Source organism: Pirellulales bacterium, assembly GCA_036490175.1.
Classification (GTDB): domain Bacteria; phylum Planctomycetota; class Planctomycetia; order Pirellulales; family JACPPG01; genus JACPPG01.
The window spans coordinates 1-19,704 of sequence record DASXEJ010000349.1 but is presented as its reverse complement, the minus strand read 5'-3'; the positions used below and the strand labels follow the sequence as shown (position 1 = coordinate 19,704).

Genomic DNA, 19,704 nt, shown 5'->3' with positions numbered 1-19,704 from the left:
CTTTCGCTCGCCACCTTGGACGTTTACTCGCGGTCGGCTCCGCGGCATGTCTAGTGCTGTCGGTATCCTTGGCGTCGGCCGCCATAACCTTGACCGGCAACCCCGCGCAGGACGGTTGGACTGCCGGCGGCAATTCGCTTTCGAGTGGCGTGTACGTCGACGGAGCGGGCAACTACGGCTTTGACGTGTACAGCGCCACTATGACGGCTGATGCAGCCATCGCCACGGCGATGGGCTGGACCCAGGGGGATACGATCCTCGGTGTGGGTGGTGTATTCAACGGCGCAAACCCAGAACTTGTCGGCGCCACCTCTGGCCCCAAGATCCAAGTGAAATACGGTACCGGCATCTCGGTGCCAACTCCCTGGGCGGCAAGCAGCACGCTCGTCGCGCCTGGAAATGAAAACGCCCACTTCGGCAATGGCGGTGAGGGGGCGGCCGAGGTACGCAGTTCGGGCTTCTTGAGCTCGAGCGCCTGGATCGCATCGGCAGGCCAATTGGTCCCTTCCACTTCGTCGGATCCGATCGACCGCATCGTGGGTGGAACGGAAATCGACAACCAACCCTACACGAATGTTTTTGGCTTGATTTGGACGGTTAGCGCAGGGCAACCTTCCGCCTGGGAAGTTCTGCTCGATATCACGCAATTAGCGGCTGCATCCCCTACCGAACCGACACCGCTCGCGGGGGACCAAGCGATCATGACAATCCAGAATGGTGCCGGCGATTTCACTGATGCCCTGTTGAACGTTTCGGCCTTGGCCCCCGCACCAGCGCCCGAGCCGGCGAGCCTGGTCGTCTGGTCGTTGATCGGCCTAACCATTGCGGGTGCCGCCTGGCGCCGTCGCAATCGCAGCGCGTAATACTCAGGCCGAAAGCCTTGCCAGATGCTACAGGCCGTCCCACGGGATGGCCTGTAGCTTTTTGTACCTGGCGTGTTGCGGTTCCCTCATCGTGATTCGCCGACGTTCCTCGGCTATCCCGAGCCTGGCAGACTCCTCGCCGGCGATGGACAGCCGCATTTCCGTTGCTGTCGCTATAGGCCGTCCTCTTTTCGCCACGCAGCAGGTGGCGTCAGGGCAACGCCGCAGTGCCGGCCGAATTTCTGCCCGGAATGTAACCCGTCGTCTAACCGCTTTACCGTCAGGGAGTTGGCACGATCCGCGGCGGCGTTCAGGGCGACAGACGACCCTCAGGCACCCCCTTTGCTCTACCCAGCGGACGACGGCCACATCCAACGCGGCGGGAGAGCCTTGGTCCCCTCAGGCTCTCTCGCCGTGAACGTTTGTCCGGCCGCGTAACTCTTCGCCGATCACCTTCTCCGCCGAGCCGACCTGTTACATGCACGCCCGCGATCTCGTCGAATTAGCCGCTACGGCCTCTTTGCACGGCCCCTTGGTAATCGCCAGTAGCGCGCTCTTGCCGCAACCATGTCTGGAACAGTATTGGTCGGGGTCGAAGTGCCGGCTCGATCGCTGGGGCCGCGCGCTGAAGCGACTCAGCGATTTGTCACGCGGCGAGGACGAAGAAAGCGAGGCGGAACGGCGCAGCAGCCTGGGCATGCTCGAGGAGATCGTCACGGGCGATGTCTTGGCGCGTGTCTGGGCTGCCGTTCTTACCGGACACGACCGTCGCAACTGTGGCGACTCAGGTGCCATTGCTCGCACGATCCTGGTCGGTCAGCAGGAGGCCCGCAACCGTGCCATGTCGCTGCTGGTGAATAGCCGTAGTGTGGCGCGGCCGGCGGCCCAACATTTGAACCGATTGCGTCGCCGCGCCGAGTGCTGGTCCGACCTGTTGGTGGGACACCTGAGCGTCGCGGAGGATCTCAGCGAGTTTGGCGCCGAGCCCGCACGAGCGCGAGAATTCGCCAACGATTTCCGCGAAGCGGGGCGCCGCGCGTGGTCCCTGTTGTTCGCTTCGCTGAAAAGCAGCTTCTCGTCGTCGTTTGATCTGCCCAGTCCCAACGCCGATCTGAACGCCGAGATTGCCGCGGGCGTGATTGCTTGCTTTGGTCCCGAGGTTTTCGATTCCACCGGGCTGCTGCGCTCGCAATGGATGTCACGCCTGCAGCGCACATCGCACGACACGGCGTGCATGATCGAGTCGTTGTTCGCCGAAGAGCGCGATCCGCAGGTGACCTCGCTCGCCCAGGCAACTGCCGATCGCGATTTCTTCAAACGCAGGTTCACGCGATAGTGATCGCGTCAGCAGCATCTATAGCCAGCAAACTTCTAGCTGGTTTTCGATCTCGTTGACTCCGTCAACGCTCTTGAGCACCTCTTGCGCCATCTGCTTCTGGTAGTACGATCGCACGACTCCGCGCAAAACAACACGTCCTTCCGCAGCTTCGCAACGCATGGTGCGATACGGGAGATGTGGATTTCGCTCCAACACCGAAGTCACGCGCGCAGCCAACGGGGCATCCGCCATTTCGCCTTCCCTCACAATTAAAATCCTATGCTCACGGTGCCAAACAAAGGTACATCACCCTGACACCGCTTGAGTTACCCGAGCGATAAATCGGCAAGATAGGTCGACTAGGTAGAGCGAATGGGTCCAGTTTTGCCCTGTTCGGCAATTTCCTAGAAGACTGTAACGGTTGTAGTAATGGCACGGGGCAAAGGGTCCCCGCACTGAACGATTGCAGATGCTGTGCCGTGGCCAAGACGCAGGCAAGTGCCGTGCTTCGCCGGCTGCCGCGTGGCCTGGAGGCTCGGACTGGGCCAGATCCATCGCCCAAGCTGCCCCGGTGAAGCCCGCCCCGAGAAGCCTGCCCCCCATTGTGCCCCTATGCCTGTCACGCGAGCAGCGTGTCAGGCGAAATGTATCAGCCTGCCTCCGGTGCCACATCCACTGGCGGCGTTGGGGTCACGAGAACGCGATCGATCCGCTGCCCGTCCATGTCGACGACCTCGAGCTCGACGCCGTCGAAGACGGTGCGGGCACCGATCTCGGGAATCCGGCCCATCTGCCGCAGAACCAGCCCGGCCACGGTGCTAAAACGGCGCGTGGCCGGAGATTCCAGCTGTTTCCAGCCCAATACGTCTGCCAGGTCGTCGATGCTGACGCTGCCGTCGACCAGCCAGGTGCCGTCATCGCGGCGCACGATCTCCTGCTCCTTGTCGCGGCGATGCTCGTCGTGAATTTCGCCGACCAGCTCTTCAAAAACGTCTTCCAACGTGACCATTCCCTGCGTGCCGCCAAACTCGTCGAGCACGATGGCCAGTTGCGTTCTCTTCTTCTGAAACAGATCGAGCAACCGGTCCAATGGCAAAGTCTCGGGCACGAACAGCGGCGGGTGCAGCATCTTGCGCAGTTTGATCTCGTTGTGCAAGTACTGCTCGCGCAGTAGATCCTTAATGTGTACGTAACCGATAATGTGATCCAGGTCGCGCTCGTAGACGGGCAACCGTGAAAAACCAGCCATCGCCACGGCGCCGATGATTTCAGCGGCGGGCGTATCCACATCCAGTGCGTCCAGATCCGTACGGGGGCGCATGATATCGCGCACCGAGCGTTCGCCGAGTTGCAGCGCCTCCATCGCCACTTTCTGCTCGGCGGCGTCGAGCACGCCATGCTCGCGCCCCATCTTCAGCAGATGCTGGATATCTTCGACGCTGACGGCCGACTCTTCGAGTTTAGGCATGCCCATCAGGAATAGCACCGCGTCGGTGCTCAGGCCCAAAAACCACACCGCAGGCCGGGCGATTTGCGATATCAGCAACATCGGCCGCGCGACGACTCGTGCTAGCGCCTCGGCGCGCCGCAGCGCCAGCCGCTTGGGGACCAACTCGCCCAGAATCAACGAACAGAAGCTGATCGCAAGGACCACCAGCGTCAGAGCCAAGGCATGCGCATGCCCTGCGATCCAAGGATTGGCCCAGGTCTCGAGCTGCTCGCCTAGATACGTGGCCAGATGGGCTCCGCCGAAAGCGGCGGCAAACGTGCCAATGACCGTGATGCCCACCTGCACGGTGGACAAGAACCGATTGGGATTGCTGCCCAGCTCCAGAGCGACGCGGGCGGCGCGATCCCCTTCTTCGGCTAGCTTCTGCAACCGGCCGCGTCGTGCCGCCACGATGGCGATCTCAGCGCCGGCGAAGAAGCCGTTGGCCAGGATCAATGCCAGGATGATGATGATTTCCGCGGTGATCGATGGAATCGCAAAACCTCTCGCGGGTTACTGACCGACCTCCTGTCGCCGGCAGACGCGCCCAGGTTCTCGTTGCTCGCAGGCCGGTCCAGAGCGATCTTAGCGAGCCGGAAGCATCCTTGCCAATCGACCATACGGCGGAGCAACGCCAAAAACTGTGGTGGCTCCCCTGAACGGGGATGATGTTCAGCCCACCAACCAGGGCGGCAATTCGCCCGCTTTCGGCAGCCGGATCACAGTGGCGCTGAGAATGTCGGGCCACGCCAACACGTCGGACAGGGCCTCGGCGGGCGGAAGATTATCCAAATTGAGAACCCCGATGGCGTCTCCTCCCGGCGTCTCGCCGGCACGCCCTACCGACATCTGGGCGATGTTTACGTGGTGCTTGCCAAAAATCGTCCCTACACGCCCGATAATGCCCGGCACATCGCGATGCGTGAAGATCATCAGGACGCCGTCCAGGTAGGCTTCGAGCCGGTATTCGCCAAACTGCACCAGCCGCGCCATATCGTGGCCGAAGAGCGCGCCAGCCGCCTTGTAAGTGCGGGTTTCGGTGATCAGTTCGGCTTGAATCACGGAGCTGAACGCGCCCATGTCGGCACGCGATTCTTCAATCAATTCGATGCCGCGCTCGCGGAGCAGTACCTCGGCATTGACCATATTCACTTCGGTAGCCATGGCCTGCTGCAACAGTCCGGCCGCAAAGGTGGCGGTGAGCAATTTGGTTTCCTTGCCTGCGACTTCTCCGCGGTAAACCAAGCGGCAGGCCTTGGCAGGCGCACGATCCAATTGGGCGAGCAGCCGGCCCAAGCGGTACGCCACGCCCAGTTCTCCCTTCAGCGCGGCGAACTTCTTCGGATCGAGCGAAATCATGTTCACAGCGTGGCGGACGGCGCCTGTGGTCAAGAAATCAATCAGCAGCGTGGCACCCTCGGCCGCGACGTTCGTTTGCGCCTCTTCCGTGCTCGCGCCCAAGTGGGGTGTCGCTAGTACACCTTTCATGCCGAACAGCGGGCTCTTCGTGCAGGGCTCCTCGGCATAGACGTCCAGAGCCACGCCGCCCAATTGTCCGGATGCGAGGCCTTCGACCAGTGCGGCTTCGTCGTAGATACCGCCGCGTGCGCAGTTGATCAGCCGCACGCCGCGCCGCATGGTTTGAATCTCTTTGCTCCCGACCAGGCCGCGCGTTTCTTCCGTCAACGGCGTGTGTACCGTCAAGTAGTCAACATGCGGCAACATCTCGGGCACGGTCGAACAGATCTCGATACCCAACTCTTGCGCGCGGTCTTTGGAAAGAAACGGATCGTAGCCCAGGAGTCGCATTTCGAGTGCTCGGGCGCGCGACGCCACGGCCTGACCGATGCGGCCCAGCCCGACGATTCCCAGGGTCTTGCCGGCCAGCTGCGTTCCCATGTACAGGTTCCGCTCCCAGCGCCCTTCGACCAGGCTCTGATAGGCGGGCGCGATATTGCGCGACAGCGCCATCATCATGGCGACCGTGTGCTCGGCCGTGCTGAGCGTGTTGCCGGCCGGCGTGTTCATCACGACGATGCCTTGGTGCGTGGCGGCGGCCTTGTCGATGTTGTCGGTGCCAACACCAGCCCGCACGATCGCCTTCAGCCGCTTGTTGCCGGCCAAGGACTCGGCCGTAATCTTGACGCCGCTGCGGACGATGGCACCGTCGAACTGGGCCAGCGCCTCGCGTAGCGCATCGCCGGCGAGTTTCGTGCGGATCTCGTATTCGATACCCGGGGCCGCGGCCAACAGGTCGAGCCCTTCCTGGGCCAAAGGATCAAGAACAATAACGCGATACATCGGCATAGCCAGCGTGAGTAAGTGGGGGGCGAAGTAACTGACGGTCTGGGGCGTGCTCCCCCGGGTTTGCACGCCATTGGGCCAATTTGACGAAGTACGGCCCAGACAATGGATCGGCAGCCGTCTACCAGGCCGCCGGGCCGGCAAGACACTAGGGCAGGATAGAAGGTGCCCTCAGGGGGGTCAAGGAGTGGCCGGCCGTGGCGATGCCAGGCCGATCGATGTCGCCGGCCTATAGGCGGCAAACTCTTGCGGATCGTGGTTGACTAGTTTTCCGCCGCGGAATTGCAAAAAGACCGTCACATCGCCGAGGGGATAGACCAGCAACATGTCGTCCGGTGCATACCCATCGGCCAAAGCGGGCGCCGCAGCCATTTTTGCGAACCACGCTTTGTGCAACGGGTCCGCATCCGAGCCAGCACCCAGCTTCGACTGGATCGACTCCATCGAGTCGCCATTCTTAACCGAGTCATGTAAGACCCGGTAAACGTACACCTGCGGGTATGTCGCACTGTACCAGCGCTCGTTGCCGACGTAGCCGGCCAGCAACAATCCCACGACGGTAACAACAGCCAATAGCGTGCTCAGGCGAAACGTGACGGTGAACGCGGCGCGCGGAGGGCTCTGAGGCTGCGGAGATGCCATGCTGGCACGTTAGTCGGCGTGCCGGCAACCGTCAAACGCAGGGGCGGCGCGAACACGCGGCGGTCATCTATTCGACGCGTGGTCGCTTTACCGCAGCGTGGGAGAAGTCGGCGCCAGGCTGTAGCGCGATCCGCCCGGTTGCGCCGGCGGAGGAGCTGCCGGACCGAGGGCAGCGCGGATCGATGCCACGCGTGCCGCTACGTCGGGCTGAAACCGGTCGTGCCATAAAGACCGTTCGTAATCGGAGAGGGCCTGCGTCGTATTGCCGGCCTCTTCATGGATGCGCCCGAGCGCGGCCAGGGCGCGCGAGTCGTAAGGATCGATGGCCAAGGCCTCGACCAGGTTGTTCTTGGCGGTTTGCTTGTCGCCCAGTTCTTCGGCCAGCCGTGCCAATTCGACCTTCGGAGCGGCCTGCGTGGGGTTGCGCGAGGCCCATCCTTGCAACAGGCGTTGCGCCTCATCGCTGCGCTGCTCTTCGACCAGCAGGACCGCCAGGCCGCGGTAGCAATCTTGATGATTCGGAGCACGGTCGAGGCACTGGTTGTACAGGCTTTCGGCCTGCGCCAGGTCGGCCTTGTTATTGTTCAGTTTGCCCGTCCGATGGTATGTCGCGGCCATGTTGTAAAAGCTGTCGGGATCCTGCGGGTCGGTCGTCGTCGCCTGCTGGAACTTGGCGATCGCCTGCTGGTAATAGCCCTGCTGATACAACTGCACGCCTTGCGCGTTCTGGCGATGCGCGACCATGCCGCAACCCGCCGAGGCAAGCATGGCCAACGAAACGACCACGATCGGCAGAGGCCCTGTTAAGGTCGAACGAGGGGAAGGCGCCGCGCGGCGCACGACATTTCGATGCAGCGCGCGCAGCAAAGCCTGCGTGTCGCCATCGCCGCGGATATGCGGGAAGTTAGCAGAACAAGTCATGATGAGAGCCAACAGAGCGAGCGCATACCGAAACTGCCGCTACGCCGAGAATCGGGGTCGGAGAATAGCGGTCCGACCCGCAGGGCACAAGAGCAGCTACCGGCGGAAGTGGCGGGCGCGATGAACCAACCCGGCTCCGCCGGGCGTCTGGATGGCAATGCTGGCACGATGTAACGCAAACGGGACGGCCGCGTGTGCGCGTGGTCCAGGCAACGTTAGCTGATATCGGCCGTCACAGCCGAATGCTGCTTCACATAACCGAGGTTGCGGAGCACCTCGAGCACTTCGCTGCAGGTGGGGAACATGCGGCCGCTGGTGCGTTTGTAGGAGTTCATGGCGTTCATGAACTCAACCTCTTCGTCCGTATAATCGCGTTCACAGGTCGTCGGGTCGATCTGCCGGCGACGAGCCACCTTCTCGCGCCGTTCCAGCTTACGGCGTTCGACCACCACTGGTGCGGCCTTCGCACGTCGCTCCGATCCACGCTCGCGACGGTCGATCGTAACGATCTTTTCTTGCTTCAACTTGCTCACGTGACTCTCCAGTCGAATGGCACATTCCCGGGCAACGGTCTGAACGCCATGACCCTTTGCCGAAAGCTGAATCGACCCCAGGGCACGTGAAAATATAACGCATACTTAAAATGCGTAATTCTAACGGATTGCGTATTATGGCTGGTTCTGCGCGGTAGCGGGGAAGTTACGGTCGCGACACTCCCCAGCGGGGTGCCAGGCCGTGTGGTGGCGAGAAGGTGGTCCACCTGGCGCGGTTGTAGCGATCACGCCCAGAAGCCCAAATGCGAGCGATCAAATCGGCGCATTGCAAGCCCGCTTGGCCCAACAGAGTGGATAACCGGCAAAACGCCTGCCGCAGGTCACGGGACTAGGGCACGGCGTCTGCGGTTACCGTGGCAGAAATGCCGATGCCTAGTGGATCGAGTTGCACCTCGATCAGCAGCCGATCGGCTAGGTCCAGCAGGCTCTGGAATTCGCGTCCCAGTTCGCCAGTCGCAGGCGCAGCTTGGCGCGTGTTGGCCCGCAGCGCCGCGGAGCTTGCCAACAATCGGCGGAGCGCCGCCAGGTCGACGTAGGCAAAGTGGCTACGACGCTCTATCCGCGGGTTGGTAAGCGCTCGGAAACGCGGATCGGCCGCTAGCGATTGGTCCGCCTGCAAACGCGCCGAGTCGCGCACGGCATCGCGTGAAGTGCCGGCCCAAAAATACTCCTTCAGCAGCGAGAACGTGGCATTGTCCCCTTGGCCCAACAGTGCCAATCCTTCGACGGACGTAAGCGGCACCCCTTCCTCTTCGACAGAATCGATACTGGTGCTCTGTCCTTGCCGGCTGTACATCATGATCGCGGCAGTCAGGGCACCGCGCAGAATCGGATTCACGCGCTCGCCAAATGCCAGGCGATCGTCGGGCAACAGCGAATGCGCGTCGAAGCCGACAACCCAATCTGCGGCTAGTGACGGCTGCGACGATTGGGGGTCGCCGTGATCCGCGGCCTGTCGCGGCAACAATGCTGCCACGGCCTCGTGTCCGCGCCCGCCGATGAGCTTCGCCAAGGATTGCACGCCGCTCAATTCATTCGTAGCGAGCGGCAAGCGGGCCTCGGCGGGACCCGACGCGGGCCGATCGCAAGAGAAAGCGCTAAACAAGGCCGGCAGATCGACGCGTCCCGCCAGCGCCGCCACGGCACCGGCGGGCAAGCGATGGGCCAAATCCGCGTGGGCCACTTCCTGATCGGCTGAGGAATCGGTGACCGCGACTAACGCTTCGGGGCGCTTTTGCAAAAAGGCCTCGAACACGACTTTGTCGCCGAGCTGGCAAGAGAGAACCAGGTAGTCCGCCGCGCGGAATTGCTCGGCGAGCCATCCCTGAGTCCCGGACGCGATAATATCGCGGGCCACGGATGCCTGATCGGCAAACAGCGATTCCCAAGCGCGCGGATTGATGAACACGCGCGCCACGGATTCCGGGTTCAGGCGGGCGATGCCGGCCGTATACTCGCGGCGCGCGGCGAGGGAAGGTGCCGCGGCTATGCCGGCACGCTGGTCCAGCACTTTTCGGACGACGGATTCGTTCGTCGCCACGATTCCTAATCGATTCGTCACGGCGACATACAGCGATGGCTGGTCTGGAATGGCCTCGATTCGATAGATGGCGCAGCGCGCCTTGTCGTGCTGCCAATTCAGTTGCGCCACACGCCGGTCCGCCGCCCGCTCGGCCGCCAGCAATCGTTGCAACACCTGGTCGGCCACGTCGGCATCCGCACACTCAACCAGCAATACCGCCGGGCCGGGCGCCGATTGGCTGTCGACGGCCCCGGGCCATACGCCGACCAGCAGGCGCTTGCCGAGCAATTGCTCGAGCAGTTCTTGCGGCGCGAGCCCCGTCTGCTGGCGCAGCTCGGCGGAGAGCGACGTGAAGGCGGCGACATTCTCGGTAAAAAAATCACGCAGGGGCGGAAACGCCCGGAGGCGGCGATACAACTCGCTCTTCTGGAACTGCTCCAGATGGCTCGCCAAATCCGTAATCTCGACGCACAGCCCAACATCGGCCGGCACCAGGCTAGCCAGAGAGGCGTCTGGCGGTGCAGCATGACCGTGCGTCGCCGAAGCCAACGCCGTCGCTACGACAATCCCTACGATGCTACGGCGCCAGAGTGCCCGGAACGTTGGTGCTTTGAGCTTTGGCAGAAAGTATGCCCTCACGGAGTGGCTCCGTGATCGGCCACGGGATGCGAACCGCTGGGAAACACACGCAGCAGCGCCACGACGGATCGGCTAGCGCTGGCGGCCACGGGGCCCATGCCCGAGGCGAACTCTCCCTGCCAAGGGGCGCGAGATGCCGTGGACGACTCGTCAGCCACGCGCGCGGTTGCGCTGTCCTGGGGTGTCACCATTCCCAGAGGTGCTGTGTTTCCCAAAGGTAATGCCGCCAACATACTGGTCAGACTCTCGCTGGTCGCGTCCACCAGTGGTTGGTAGGTCTCGCGTACCTGATCCACCAGCGCCTCCTGCGGCTCGTGGGCCGTCGTAGCGACATTCCCGTCCGTGGCGGCAGCCACCGCGGCCATATGTGCCGCGGGCTGAACTGGCGGTTGAGCGGAAGAGCGCAGCCATTCGATCGCCGGAAGTGCTGCCAGCAGAACTGTCGCGGCTAGCGCCAGAGCGGCCACGGTCCGACGCGAAAATCGCCGCCGGAACGTCCAGGCGTTTTCCGCAATCACGCGCTCGGCAAGGTGCGCCGGGTGTTCCAGCGGACGCAGCGCAGCAATTCCCGTGAGCATGGATTCGTAGTCGCGCAACAGCCGCTCGCACGCCGCGCAGGCGCAGGCATGGGCCGTTATCTCCGGATCGCCGGCCGGGCTACGGCGCGCGTCGACCAGATCGTCCAAGCGTAGTTCAAACTCTTCGCAGCGCACGTTGATTCTCCCGCAGCACGTCCCGAGCGCGCAACTGCTCAATCAGCTCGCGCCGCGCCCGATGCACCCATGTCTTGACTGTCCCCAACGGACAATCCATTGCCTCGGCAATTTCTAGGTAGGTCATTTCTTGTTCATGGAATAGGAGGAACGCCTGCCGGTATTCCAGCCGCAGGCCCGCCAAGGCCCGTTCCACTTCCTCGCCGAGATCTCGCGCACGCTCAGGTGACGGCGCAGGATCCTCGATATGTTCGATTTCTCCGCTGGGGCGCGGACGGCGCGCCCGAGCGCTCAGTAATGTGCGGCAACGGTTTCCGGCGATCGCCAGCAGCCAAGGGACGAAATCGCGGCTGCTGTCCCAGTTGCGCAAGCTCCGCAGCGCCCGAACAAGCGACTCCTGGGCCACGTCCTCGGCATCTTCACGCTGGCCGAGCATGCGGAAGCAGAGGGCGAACACCGGACGCTCGAACCTCTTCACCAAGGCCGCTGTGGCCCACGCTTCTCCCGCGAGACAATGGTGAACCAGGTCCACAACCTGGTCAGCCGATGGATCGCGGGCAGCGGGCATAACAACCGGCCTTCGATAAAGGATACCCGCTTGGTGCGGGGCAGGTTTCAGAGCTTAGCCGCCACAGGGGGGGGTTGCCAATCCGCCGGATGTGCGGTGCTGGCCTGGCCGCCGCGAGGGCTCCGTCCGGCCCTGGGGCAAAACGCCCGTCGGCCGGCGGCCGCCGAACGGTCAACGGTCGTGAATCTCGCGCCAGATCTCGTGCAACTCTTTGGCAGAGACATCTTGCAGCCGGCGGCCCCGGCTGTCGAGCTTTTCGTTGAGCTTGATCGCCGTCTCTTGCATCGCGGCGTGGGTCTCTTGAGAACCGCCAAACAAGACGAAGTTATCGCCGCGTGTCAGGCGAGTATGCCCGTCATCGCCGTCCAGCCCCAACCCTAGTAGAGCGGCGTCTTTTGGTTTTCGTCGGGCAGGTTTCAACGGCGCCTCGCTTCTGGCGTCAGATCAGGGCGTTTGTCAGCCAACACACAAAAACTATAGGCACGGTCCGCGCAGCGGGTCAAGCGTGCACGAGTGGATCCGGTTGGCCCGCCGGCGCTTACCCTCGCAGGGCCTCGCGAGCGGTTTGCCGCGCGATTTTAAATGCGTTGGCTAGCACGTGGGCCCGGGCTTCCATTTGTTCGGGGTTGTAACTGCGGTTGGAATCGCTGGTTGGCAGCCCCGCGATGGCCACGGTGAGGGGCATCAAATCCAGAAACTCACGATACCGTCGCTTCAGTGCTTCTTCGTCGGTCGACACAGAGCAACTCCTTATCAAACGTACCCTAAAAATGAGCCGGCAAGAATTCGTGCGTCGCTTCCGAAAGCAGGTGCTCCCTGCGGCGATCGCCGCGGGGTCTGCTCCGGCGTGGCGTCGCAGGACGAGGTCAGCCCTGGCGTCGAAAGGCATTTCCCCGAAAGCCCATGCCCGGCTCGAAAACTGTCAGCGCGTGATAGGCCTGCCGGGCGACGCCTGATTATCAGCAGAGCACAGGTCGATCGGCTGCCATCGCTTGAGGCTAGTCGGACTGCACCTTGGCTGCAAGGCGACCGTGTACGACGTCTTGCCACCAGGAAGAACTAGCGGCGCTTGAAGAACTTATTGAGCACGTCGCTGGCCGCCTGACCGCTATCCTTGGTTGAACTCGACGGCATGGGGGGCAGCTTTCCCGGTGCGGCCTTGCCCGGCTTCGAGTGGGGGGCCGGCACGTGCTGCGTGGGGAGGGGCCCGACCTGAGTTTCCGACGCCTTGAGGTCGATTTCCTCAGTCTCTTGCATGTTGAAGTTACGGGTCGTCGTCGTAGCGGCCTGGGAATCTCCCTCTTTGACCCACTCTTCGACATCGTCGAGATCGGTCGTGGCGCCGCTTCCCTGGGCGGTGCGGGCGACGGCGTCCTTGATGCTTTCGACCTTGGGCCGCTTTTTGCTGGCCATGCCGACGCGGACGCAAACTTCGAATTCCAAAGGGCCGATGGTCAGCTTATCGCCGTTCTTTAGTTCGGCTTCGCCGCGCACCCGCGCACCGTTGATCTGTGTACCGTTCTTGCTGCCAAAATCGCGCACCGACACCATGCCCTCTTCAATGAGGAGCACACAGTGGTGACGACTAATCAGGTCACTACGAGGGCGCAGTTGACAATCTTCGGCCCGCCCTACGAGGAATTTCGGCCCGGGCACCGGCAGCTCGCGGCCGGCGTTTGGCCCCAGCAACACCTTCAGTCTGACATCCATATTCCGACACGACTCCGCAGAGGTTACGCGCAAGCACCAACAGATAAGAGCACGAACCTAAGATCCTCTGCACGATCATGCCGGATAGCACCACGGCAATCGTCAGTCGAGCTGCTTCTTGGAATTGATATGGATAAATGAAGCGGACCGACTGACTAATTCGCCCCACAGTTCGAGGGCGCATCCTTTACAAAATCCTCAACAGTAATGTGCGCAATTCTTCACGAATATCAAGACCAGCAACCCGAAGCTTTTCTATCGCCAGAACGGCAACAGCCCCCCCGGGCCACGTCGATGTTATCAGCTGCCTGAGCGACGGTCAAAAAAATCTTTCGCCAGAGCATTCTAACCAACTGGTCCCGATTTAGTTGCGAAATCGCCCTCAGTTTGGCCAAATGGCATAGCCAGCACCGCGACGAAGTGAGCAGCCATGAATTGCTAACGCCGATGCGTCCACTCGGCTTGCCTGTAAGTCTGGTCGGCCAATTGTTCGGCCCGCTGTAGTTCATCCGTGCCTAGTGGGTCCGATCGCCAGCAAACCTGACATTGTCCGGCCAATTCCGCGCGCCATGCCGCGACCAACTCGGCGGCAATCACGACCTCACCCCCCAAATCAACCACTCCCGGCAGCTCGGGGGCCGCGGGCGACCGGCCGAGCAAGACGCTGCCATGTTGCATGACGACACCGCGACGACGGCGCTGAGCGCTACCGGCAATTTTCCAACCATCAAGCAGGACATCTCCATCGGCCCGCCTTTGGAAGCACAGAAACGGTTCGACCGCCGGCGGTTTGCTAGTGATCGGCGCGCACAGCGTGGCGGATAGTCGCCAGTGGTTCAGAGCGCGAATCAGCGTTTGGTGCAGCAACCGGTACAAAGCGGGCGCGGGAGTTGCCAGCGGACTATCTGCCGGCGCCGCAAAGCTATAGGTGATCTCCCGATCGTGGACGATCGCGCCGCCCCCAGTCGCGCGGCGCACCAGCGGGCAATCGCGGCTGGCAGGATGCGTGTCGCGGTTGGCCGAGCTTTGGAAATATCCCAGCGACAACGTCGCGGGCTCCCAGCTATAAAACCGCAAGCAGCACTCGCCACGCGCAGCGACTGATTCCGCCAACGCCTCATCGACCGCCATGTTCCAGTCGCCACGTCTCGCCGGACACTGCACGATGCGCCACGTGTTCATGCCGTTAACAGTCTTCCCATTGAGCAAGGCGAGGAATCAAGCGTTATTCGCCGCGGGTGACGTTCGATCCGCCCGCCGGCGGTGCGACCATGATTGGCTGGCGTGCCGCCCGCACTTCGTCCGGCCGACTGATGGGCGTCGTATGGGGTGCTTCGTGCAGCAGGTCAGCCGGCTCTTCGGTGATGCGAAAGAGCGTCTCGGCGAACGCGTCCAGGGTCTCTTTGCTCTCGGTCTCCGTCGGTTCAATCATCAGAGCTTCGCGCACGATCGGCGGAAAATAGACCGTCGGGGCATGGTAACCGTAGTCCAATAGCCGCTTGGCGATATCCATCGCCGAGATGTTCTTATCCGTCTTCAGCTTGGCTGCCGAGGCGACGAACTCGTGCATGCAGCGATCACCCTGCGGCACGGGAAAGATGTGCTTAACGCGCGCCAGCAAGTAATTGGCGTTCAGCACGGCGTTCTCGCTGACGCGACGCAAGCCATCCGGACCGTGCGAGCGGATGTACAAATACGCACGCACCAGGATGCCGACGTTGCCGAAAAAGCTGCGCACCCGACCGATCGACTGGGGCCGGTCGCTGGCGAGTCGATAGCCGTCTCCGTCGCGCGCTACAATCGGCACCGGCAGGAAAGGGGCCAAAGCCTCGGTGACGGCAATCGGGCCGGCCCCCGGTCCACCGCTGCCATGCGGACCGCTGAACGTCTTGTGGCAATTAAAGTGCATCATGTCGGCGCCAAAGTCGCCCGGGCGACTGATGCCCAAGATGGCGTTCATGTTCGCGCCGTCGAGATAGATCAATCCGCCGGCGGCGTGTACCAGTTCGGCAATGCGGCGCATGTTGGGATCGTACATCCCCAGTGTGTTCGGGTTCGTGATCATGAACACCGCCGTATGCTCGTCGAGCTTGGATTGCAAATCCTCCAAGTCGACGAACCCTTGAGGCGTGCTTTTGACGGCCACGGGCTCGAAACCGGCTACCGCGGCGCTGGCCGGATTGGTGCCGTGCGCGCTGTCGGGCGCCAGCACCTTGATCCGCTTCGCACCCCGCTCGCGAAAGTAAGCCGCCGCCATCAATAACGAAGTTAGTTCGCCGTGCGCGCCCGCGGCCGGCTGCAAAGACACGGCAGGCAAGCCAGCAATCTCGCCCAGCATCTCCTGCAACTCGAACAATAGCGCCAGCATCCCCTGCAAAGACTCGGCGGGTTGCAAGGGGTGCAAATCCAGCAGCCCGGGGAGCGAAGCAAGTCGCTCGTTGCGCTTGGGGTTGTGCTTCATCGTGCACGACCCGAGCGGATAAAAATGCGTATCGACCGACATGTTCAGCGTCGACAAGTTGGTGAAGTGCCGCACCACATCCGGCTCGCCGAGTTCCGGTAGCGCGGGCGCGGCCGTGGCCAGGGCCGATGCCGGCAATAGCTTGGTGATCGGCACCACCGGCACGTCGCATTCCGGAAACTGCGTGGCCCGGCGGCCAGGCTTCGACATATCGAACAGCGGTTGAGTGGCGCGAGTGTTACGCATGGGCTGCCATCACCTTTCGATTGCCGCCGGCCACGGCCGTGGCCAGAGCATGGATCTCGTCACGCGAACGTTTTTCGGTCACTGCCACGAGGAAGCAGTCGGTGAGTTCGGGATACCATGGCCCCAACGGTACGCCGGCGAACAGGCCCGCGTCACTTGCATCATGCAGCAGTTGTTTGACCTGTCCGTCGCGGTCGCGAACCACGAACTCCTTGAACCAGGGACGCTCGAACGGCAGCGACAGTCGACCGCCCGCGGTAAGCCGGGCGGCCGCGTAGTGCGATTTTTGCAGGCATAGCTCGGCCGTTTCGCGCAGGCCATGCGGACCCAATAGCGCCAGATACACGGTGGCTCGTAGCGCCAGCAAACCTTGGTTGGTGCAGATGTTGCTGGTGGCCTTTTCGCGACGAATATGTTGTTCGCGCGTTTGCAGCGTGAGGACCCAACAGCGTTTGCCCCGCCGGTCGACCGTCTGTCCAGCAATTCGACCCGGCATGCGGCGCACGAGCCGTTCGCGGCAGGCCATGATTCCCAAGTAGGGTCCACCGAACGACAGCGGATTGCCGAGCGACTGCCCTTCGGCCACGACAATATCAGCGTCGTAGTCGCCCGGCCGCTTCAACAGTCCCAGGCTGATCGGATCGACGGCGACGACGAACATGGCCCCCTTGTCGTGCGCAATCTGGGCCAGCTTTTCCACATCTTCGAGGCAGCCGAAAAAATTCGGATGCTGCACCAACACGCAGGCGGTGTCCTCGCGCACGGCAGCCACCAGGTCCTGCGGCGAAATCCCGCCGCTGGGCGTCCCCACGGTCGTCACTTCGACGTCGAGATTGCGCAGATACGCCGCGAGCGTCGCGCGATACTCGGGATGCACGCTGGCGGCAGTGACCACATGCCGCGGTCGGCCCGTAGCGCTCATGCTCATCAAAACGGCTTCGGTCGCGGCCGTTGCGCCGTCGTACAAGCTGGCGTTGGCTACATCCATGCCGGTCAGGCGACTGATCAGCGACTGGTATTCGAAAAATGCCTGCAGGTTTCCCTGGCTGGCTTCGGCCTGGTAAGGCGTATACGAAGTGTAGAACTCGGCGCGTCCGGCGATCGCGTCGACAACCGCCGGAATGAAGTGGTCATAGCTGCCGCCGCCGAGAAAGCAGACCTTCTCCCCGGCCGGCACATTTTGCCGCGCCAGCGCCTGTACGTGTGCTGTCAGCGCCATTTCGGTCAGGGCGGGCGGAATCGCCAGATCGCGCGCCAGCCGGAGATCGCCGGGAACCATGGCGAATAGTTCGTCCAGCGAGCCGACCCCGATGGCGGCCAGCATCGCCTGCTGGTCTTCGGCAGTGTTCAACAAGAATGGCATGACGTTATCGTGGTCCGCGCGAGAATGTTTAAGTAGAGTGTTTAAGCAATGGCGGCGAGTGCCGGCAACGAATGACGAAGGTCTACAGAAGCCAAACGCCGCACCGCCGAATGTCGATCACCGCGCTCCGCAAGCGAAAAACATGTTCCGGTTAGACATTCGTATTTCGGCATTCGTCATTCCGAAACCTAATGCCCCTCTTCGGCGCACTGTTTTTGATAGGCCGCGAAGTCCATCAAATTGCTCAGCGACGATTCATCGCTGAGCTTGACCTTGACGATCCAGCCCTTGCCGTAAGGATCGGCCGGTAACGATTCGAGCTCGTTAGGAAGCGACTCGTGTACCGCGACCACCGTGCCATCGACAGGGCTGTAAAGATCGCTGACGGCTTTCACCGATTCGATCTCGCCAAAGGCCTCGCCCGCCTTGAGGCTGCGCCCCACCTTGGGCAGTTCGATGTAGACCAGATCGGTGAGGGCCTCGAGCGCGAAGGCCGAAATGCCGATCGTCGCCACCTTGCCCCCGGTGGCGTCGGGCTCGATCGCGACCCATTCGTGTGTCTTCGCATAGAGCAGCTTCTCGGGCTTCACGTACGTATTCCTTTCGTGTTGCGACGGTAGAAGGGGAGTTCGACCACTCGCGCCGGCTCCGCGCGGCCGCGAATATCGATGGCAAGTTCCGTACCGACAGCGGCCGATGCGGGCGCGACGTATCCCATCGCGATCGGGCAATCGAGCGTCGGCGAAAAAGTGCCGCTGGTGACGGTTCCCACCGGCGTACTTTCGACCGGTGCACCGCTGGCGATTGCACTGCCGGCCAGTATCGAATATCCCTCGCGCGGGACCCGCTTGCCGGCCAGCGTCAGCCCCACACGGCGCGGGCGAGCGGTTTGTTCCGCCAGGCGCTTCAGCGCTTCGCTGCCCGAGAAACTTCGCCCTGCCAGGTTGACCGCGAAGCCTAATCCGGCCTCGAGCGGATCGATCGATTCGTTCAGCTCGTGTCCGTAGAGCGGCATGCCAGCCTCCAGGCGCAGCGTATCGCGCGCGCCCAGTCCGGCGGGCATCGCGCCGGCATCGACCAAGGATTGCCAGACTCCCGCGACGGCACGCGCCCCTAAGATCAACTCGCAGCCGTCCTCGCCCGTGTAGCCGGTGCGGCTGACAATGCCGCCGTGACCGGCGATGCGTGTTTCGGCGCCGTGATAATACTTGAGGTCGTTGATTGGTAGCTCCGTCAGCGGCTGCAACAGCTCGATCGCCCGCGGCCCCTGCACGGCGATCATGGACCAGTCGAAAGTGACATCCGCCATAGTGACCGCCAGCGCGTCGGCCACGCGCGGCTCGACAAAATCGACGATCTTCGCGCGGTTGCTGGCGTTAACGACCATCAGCCAATACGAATTCCCACCGACGTCAGCCAGGTGATAGACCAGCACGTCGTCGAGGATACCGCCGCTGTCGTTGGTGACGAGCGCGTAGCGAATCTGCCCGAGCTTCTGGTCGGCGACGCGTCGCGTCACCAGCGAATCGAGGAAGGCGGCCGCACCAGGCCCGTCAAACCGTAGCCGTCCCATGTGCGAGATATCGAACAAGGTGGCCGCGTTGCGCGTGGCCATATGCTCGGCCACGATCGAAGTGTATTGCACCGGCATCGACCAACCGGCGAAGTCCACCATCCGCCCGCCATGCGCGGCGTGCCAATCGTGCAGCGGAGTTTGGGCTAGCGCAGTGGCCATCGTGGCGCTCGCTCTCGCGGGCGGTGAGTGAACAATGCAACCTCCGCCGGTGCGACCAAAGCCCGAAGGGCGTACGAAGGCTGCCGAGATGCCAATCGTCCCCCAGATGCCGGATCGAAGATCCCACACGGGCGACTCTGGCGGTATTGTACCGAGCACGGGAAATGTTGCCAGAGTGCGGCTACGCGATGCGGCGATTCCCGTGTTTTGACGCCTGGCGACACTGCTGTGTAACGCGCAATCGAGACTTCGCGCTTGATGGCATCCATGCACAGCGGGAATCGCCGCATTGCGAACAACGCGCCGCGACGAAAAGATGGCAACCGAGGGCCCCGAGATCACAGACGGTTGATTCGAAGTCGCCGGGGCGCGGGGCGATTCGTTACGACGAGAACAACGCCGACATATGGATTGCCGTGCCAATTCATCAGAGGGACATTAAGGGGCCGCTGGGGGCCTGTCGCCGGGTGGGCGTGGTGGCTTGTACCCTGCCCAATCGAGAAGTGCATCCGCATCGAGGGCAAAATCTGTGTCCTCGGGATGCTGCGAAGGCCAGTGGTTTTTTGTCTCGTGCAGACTCTCGGCATTGGTGAGCAGCACTTCGCGGCCACGAGGCATTCGCTTCAGGACCGTTAACAACCGACCGAGGTCGGCGC

At 62.5% G+C, this 19,704-nt stretch carries 20 protein-coding genes; 2 read left to right on the top strand and 18 right to left on the bottom strand.

All coding sequences use genetic code 11. The features are described 5' to 3' along the window. A partial coding sequence (locus VGG64_26425) for a hypothetical protein (protein ID HEY1603168.1) occupies positions 1-863 on the top strand: 863 nt, incomplete at its 5' end. 478 nt (positions 864-1,341) lie between these two features. Beyond that, positions 1,342-2,199, top strand: a complete 858-nt coding sequence (locus VGG64_26420) for a hypothetical protein (protein HEY1603167.1) — start codon at positions 1,342-1,344, stop codon at positions 2,197-2,199. An 18-nt stretch (positions 2,200-2,217) separates the two neighbouring features. Here the strand turns inward: VGG64_26420 and VGG64_26415 are convergent, their stop codons facing one another. The 18 genes from VGG64_26415 to VGG64_26330 form a co-directional block, all read right to left on the bottom strand. Next, the gene (locus VGG64_26415; GenBank protein ID HEY1603166.1) at positions 2,218-2,433 is read right to left on the bottom strand and encodes a BON domain-containing protein; all 216 of its coding nucleotides are present in this window, start codon (positions 2,431-2,433) and stop codon (positions 2,218-2,220) included. 397 nt (positions 2,434-2,830) lie between these two features. Beyond that, complete coding sequence (locus VGG64_26410) at positions 2,831-4,132, bottom strand: hemolysin family protein (GenBank protein ID HEY1603165.1); 1,302 nt, start codon at positions 4,130-4,132, stop codon at positions 2,831-2,833. A gap of 210 nt (positions 4,133-4,342) precedes the next feature. Then, entirely contained in the window at positions 4,343-5,971 is a 1,629-nt protein-coding gene (gene serA, locus VGG64_26405) for a phosphoglycerate dehydrogenase (protein ID HEY1603164.1), read from the bottom strand. A 183-nt stretch (positions 5,972-6,154) separates the two neighbouring features. After that, positions 6,155-6,616, bottom strand: coding sequence for a hypothetical protein (locus VGG64_26400; GenBank protein HEY1603163.1), 462 nt, complete (start codon positions 6,614-6,616; stop codon positions 6,155-6,157). An 87-nt stretch (positions 6,617-6,703) separates the two neighbouring features. Then, positions 6,704-7,537, bottom strand: coding sequence for a tetratricopeptide repeat protein (locus tag VGG64_26395; GenBank protein HEY1603162.1), 834 nt, complete (start codon positions 7,535-7,537; stop codon positions 6,704-6,706). A 215-nt stretch (positions 7,538-7,752) separates the two neighbouring features. Next, positions 7,753-8,070, bottom strand: a complete 318-nt coding sequence (locus VGG64_26390) for a hypothetical protein (GenBank protein ID HEY1603161.1) — start codon at positions 8,068-8,070, stop codon at positions 7,753-7,755. Between the two features lie 349 nt (positions 8,071-8,419). Then, the gene (locus VGG64_26385) at positions 8,420-10,252 is read right to left on the bottom strand and encodes a hypothetical protein (GenBank protein HEY1603160.1); all 1,833 of its coding nucleotides are present in this window, start codon (positions 10,250-10,252) and stop codon (positions 8,420-8,422) included. Next, on the bottom strand, positions 10,249-10,965 hold the full coding sequence (locus VGG64_26380; GenBank protein ID HEY1603159.1) for a hypothetical protein: 717 nt from the start codon (positions 10,963-10,965) through the stop codon (positions 10,249-10,251). Before VGG64_26380 ends, VGG64_26385 begins: the two co-directional genes overlap by 4 nt. Then, positions 10,946-11,533, bottom strand: a complete 588-nt coding sequence (locus VGG64_26375; GenBank protein ID HEY1603158.1) for a sigma-70 family RNA polymerase sigma factor — start codon at positions 11,531-11,533, stop codon at positions 10,946-10,948. The genes VGG64_26380 and VGG64_26375 overlap by 20 nt, the downstream gene beginning before the upstream one ends. Before the next feature lie 171 nt (positions 11,534-11,704). Continuing rightward, complete coding sequence (locus VGG64_26370) at positions 11,705-11,953, bottom strand: hypothetical protein (GenBank protein ID HEY1603157.1); 249 nt, start codon at positions 11,951-11,953, stop codon at positions 11,705-11,707. Positions 11,954-12,071: 118 nt separating this feature from the next. Continuing rightward, a complete protein-coding gene (locus VGG64_26365; protein ID HEY1603156.1) occupies positions 12,072-12,272 on the bottom strand; it encodes a hypothetical protein in 201 nt (66 codons plus the stop codon). Positions 12,273-12,592: 320 nt separating this feature from the next. Next, positions 12,593-13,243, bottom strand: coding sequence for an FHA domain-containing protein (locus VGG64_26360; GenBank protein ID HEY1603155.1), 651 nt, complete (start codon positions 13,241-13,243; stop codon positions 12,593-12,595). Positions 13,244-13,681: 438 nt separating this feature from the next. Further along, a complete protein-coding gene (locus VGG64_26355; GenBank protein HEY1603154.1) occupies positions 13,682-14,425 on the bottom strand; it encodes a hypothetical protein in 744 nt (247 codons plus the stop codon). Positions 14,426-14,468: 43 nt separating this feature from the next. Further along, positions 14,469-15,950 carry an aminomethyl-transferring glycine dehydrogenase subunit GcvPB gene (gene gcvPB, locus VGG64_26350; GenBank protein HEY1603153.1) on the bottom strand — a complete coding sequence of 494 codons (1,482 nt, stop codon included), beginning with the start codon at positions 15,948-15,950 and terminating at the stop codon, positions 14,469-14,471. Continuing rightward, positions 15,943-17,313 carry an aminomethyl-transferring glycine dehydrogenase subunit GcvPA gene (gene gcvPA, locus VGG64_26345; GenBank protein ID HEY1603152.1) on the bottom strand — a complete coding sequence of 457 codons (1,371 nt, stop codon included), beginning with the start codon at positions 17,311-17,313 and terminating at the stop codon, positions 15,943-15,945. Before gcvPA ends, gcvPB begins: the two co-directional genes overlap by 8 nt. 188 nt (positions 17,314-17,501) lie before the next feature. After that, positions 17,502-17,903, bottom strand: coding sequence for a glycine cleavage system protein GcvH (gene gcvH, locus VGG64_26340; protein ID HEY1603151.1), 402 nt, complete (start codon positions 17,901-17,903; stop codon positions 17,502-17,504). Then, positions 17,900-19,048 carry a glycine cleavage system aminomethyltransferase GcvT gene (gcvT, locus tag VGG64_26335; protein ID HEY1603150.1) on the bottom strand — a complete coding sequence of 383 codons (1,149 nt, stop codon included), beginning with the start codon at positions 19,046-19,048 and terminating at the stop codon, positions 17,900-17,902. The genes gcvH and gcvT overlap by 4 nt, the downstream gene beginning before the upstream one ends. A gap of 438 nt (positions 19,049-19,486) precedes the next feature. After that, the coding region (locus VGG64_26330) for a hypothetical protein (protein HEY1603149.1) at positions 19,487-19,704 on the bottom strand (218 nt) is incomplete at its 5' end.

Bases quoted from the DNA above. Each gene is read 5' to 3' on its own strand.
- serA (HEY1603164.1), bottom strand. From the start codon at position 5,971: ATGTATCGCGTTATTGTTCTTGATCCTTTGGCCCAGGAAGGGCTCGAC.
- gcvPA (HEY1603152.1), bottom strand. From the start codon at position 17,313: ATGCCATTCTTGTTGAACACTGCCGAAGACCAGCAGGCGATGCTGGCC.
- VGG64_26375 (HEY1603158.1), bottom strand. From the start codon at position 11,533: ATGCCCGCTGCCCGCGATCCATCGGCTGACCAGGTTGTGGACCTGGTT.
- VGG64_26415 (HEY1603166.1), bottom strand. From the start codon at position 2,433: ATGGCGGATGCCCCGTTGGCTGCGCGCGTGACTTCGGTGTTGGAGCGA.
- VGG64_26420 (HEY1603167.1), top strand. From the start codon at position 1,342: ATGCACGCCCGCGATCTCGTCGAATTAGCCGCTACGGCCTCTTTGCAC.
- VGG64_26400 (HEY1603163.1), bottom strand. From the start codon at position 6,616: ATGGCATCTCCGCAGCCTCAGAGCCCTCCGCGCGCCGCGTTCACCGTC.
- VGG64_26360 (HEY1603155.1), bottom strand. From the start codon at position 13,243: ATGGATGTCAGACTGAAGGTGTTGCTGGGGCCAAACGCCGGCCGCGAG.
- gcvPB (HEY1603153.1), bottom strand. From the start codon at position 15,950: ATGCGTAACACTCGCGCCACTCAACCGCTGTTCGATATGTCGAAGCCT.
- VGG64_26395 (HEY1603162.1), bottom strand. From the start codon at position 7,537: ATGACTTGTTCTGCTAACTTCCCGCATATCCGCGGCGATGGCGACACG.
- gcvT (HEY1603150.1), bottom strand. From the start codon at position 19,048: ATGGCCACTGCGCTAGCCCAAACTCCGCTGCACGATTGGCACGCCGCG.
- VGG64_26355 (HEY1603154.1), bottom strand. From the start codon at position 14,425: ATGAACACGTGGCGCATCGTGCAGTGTCCGGCGAGACGTGGCGACTGG.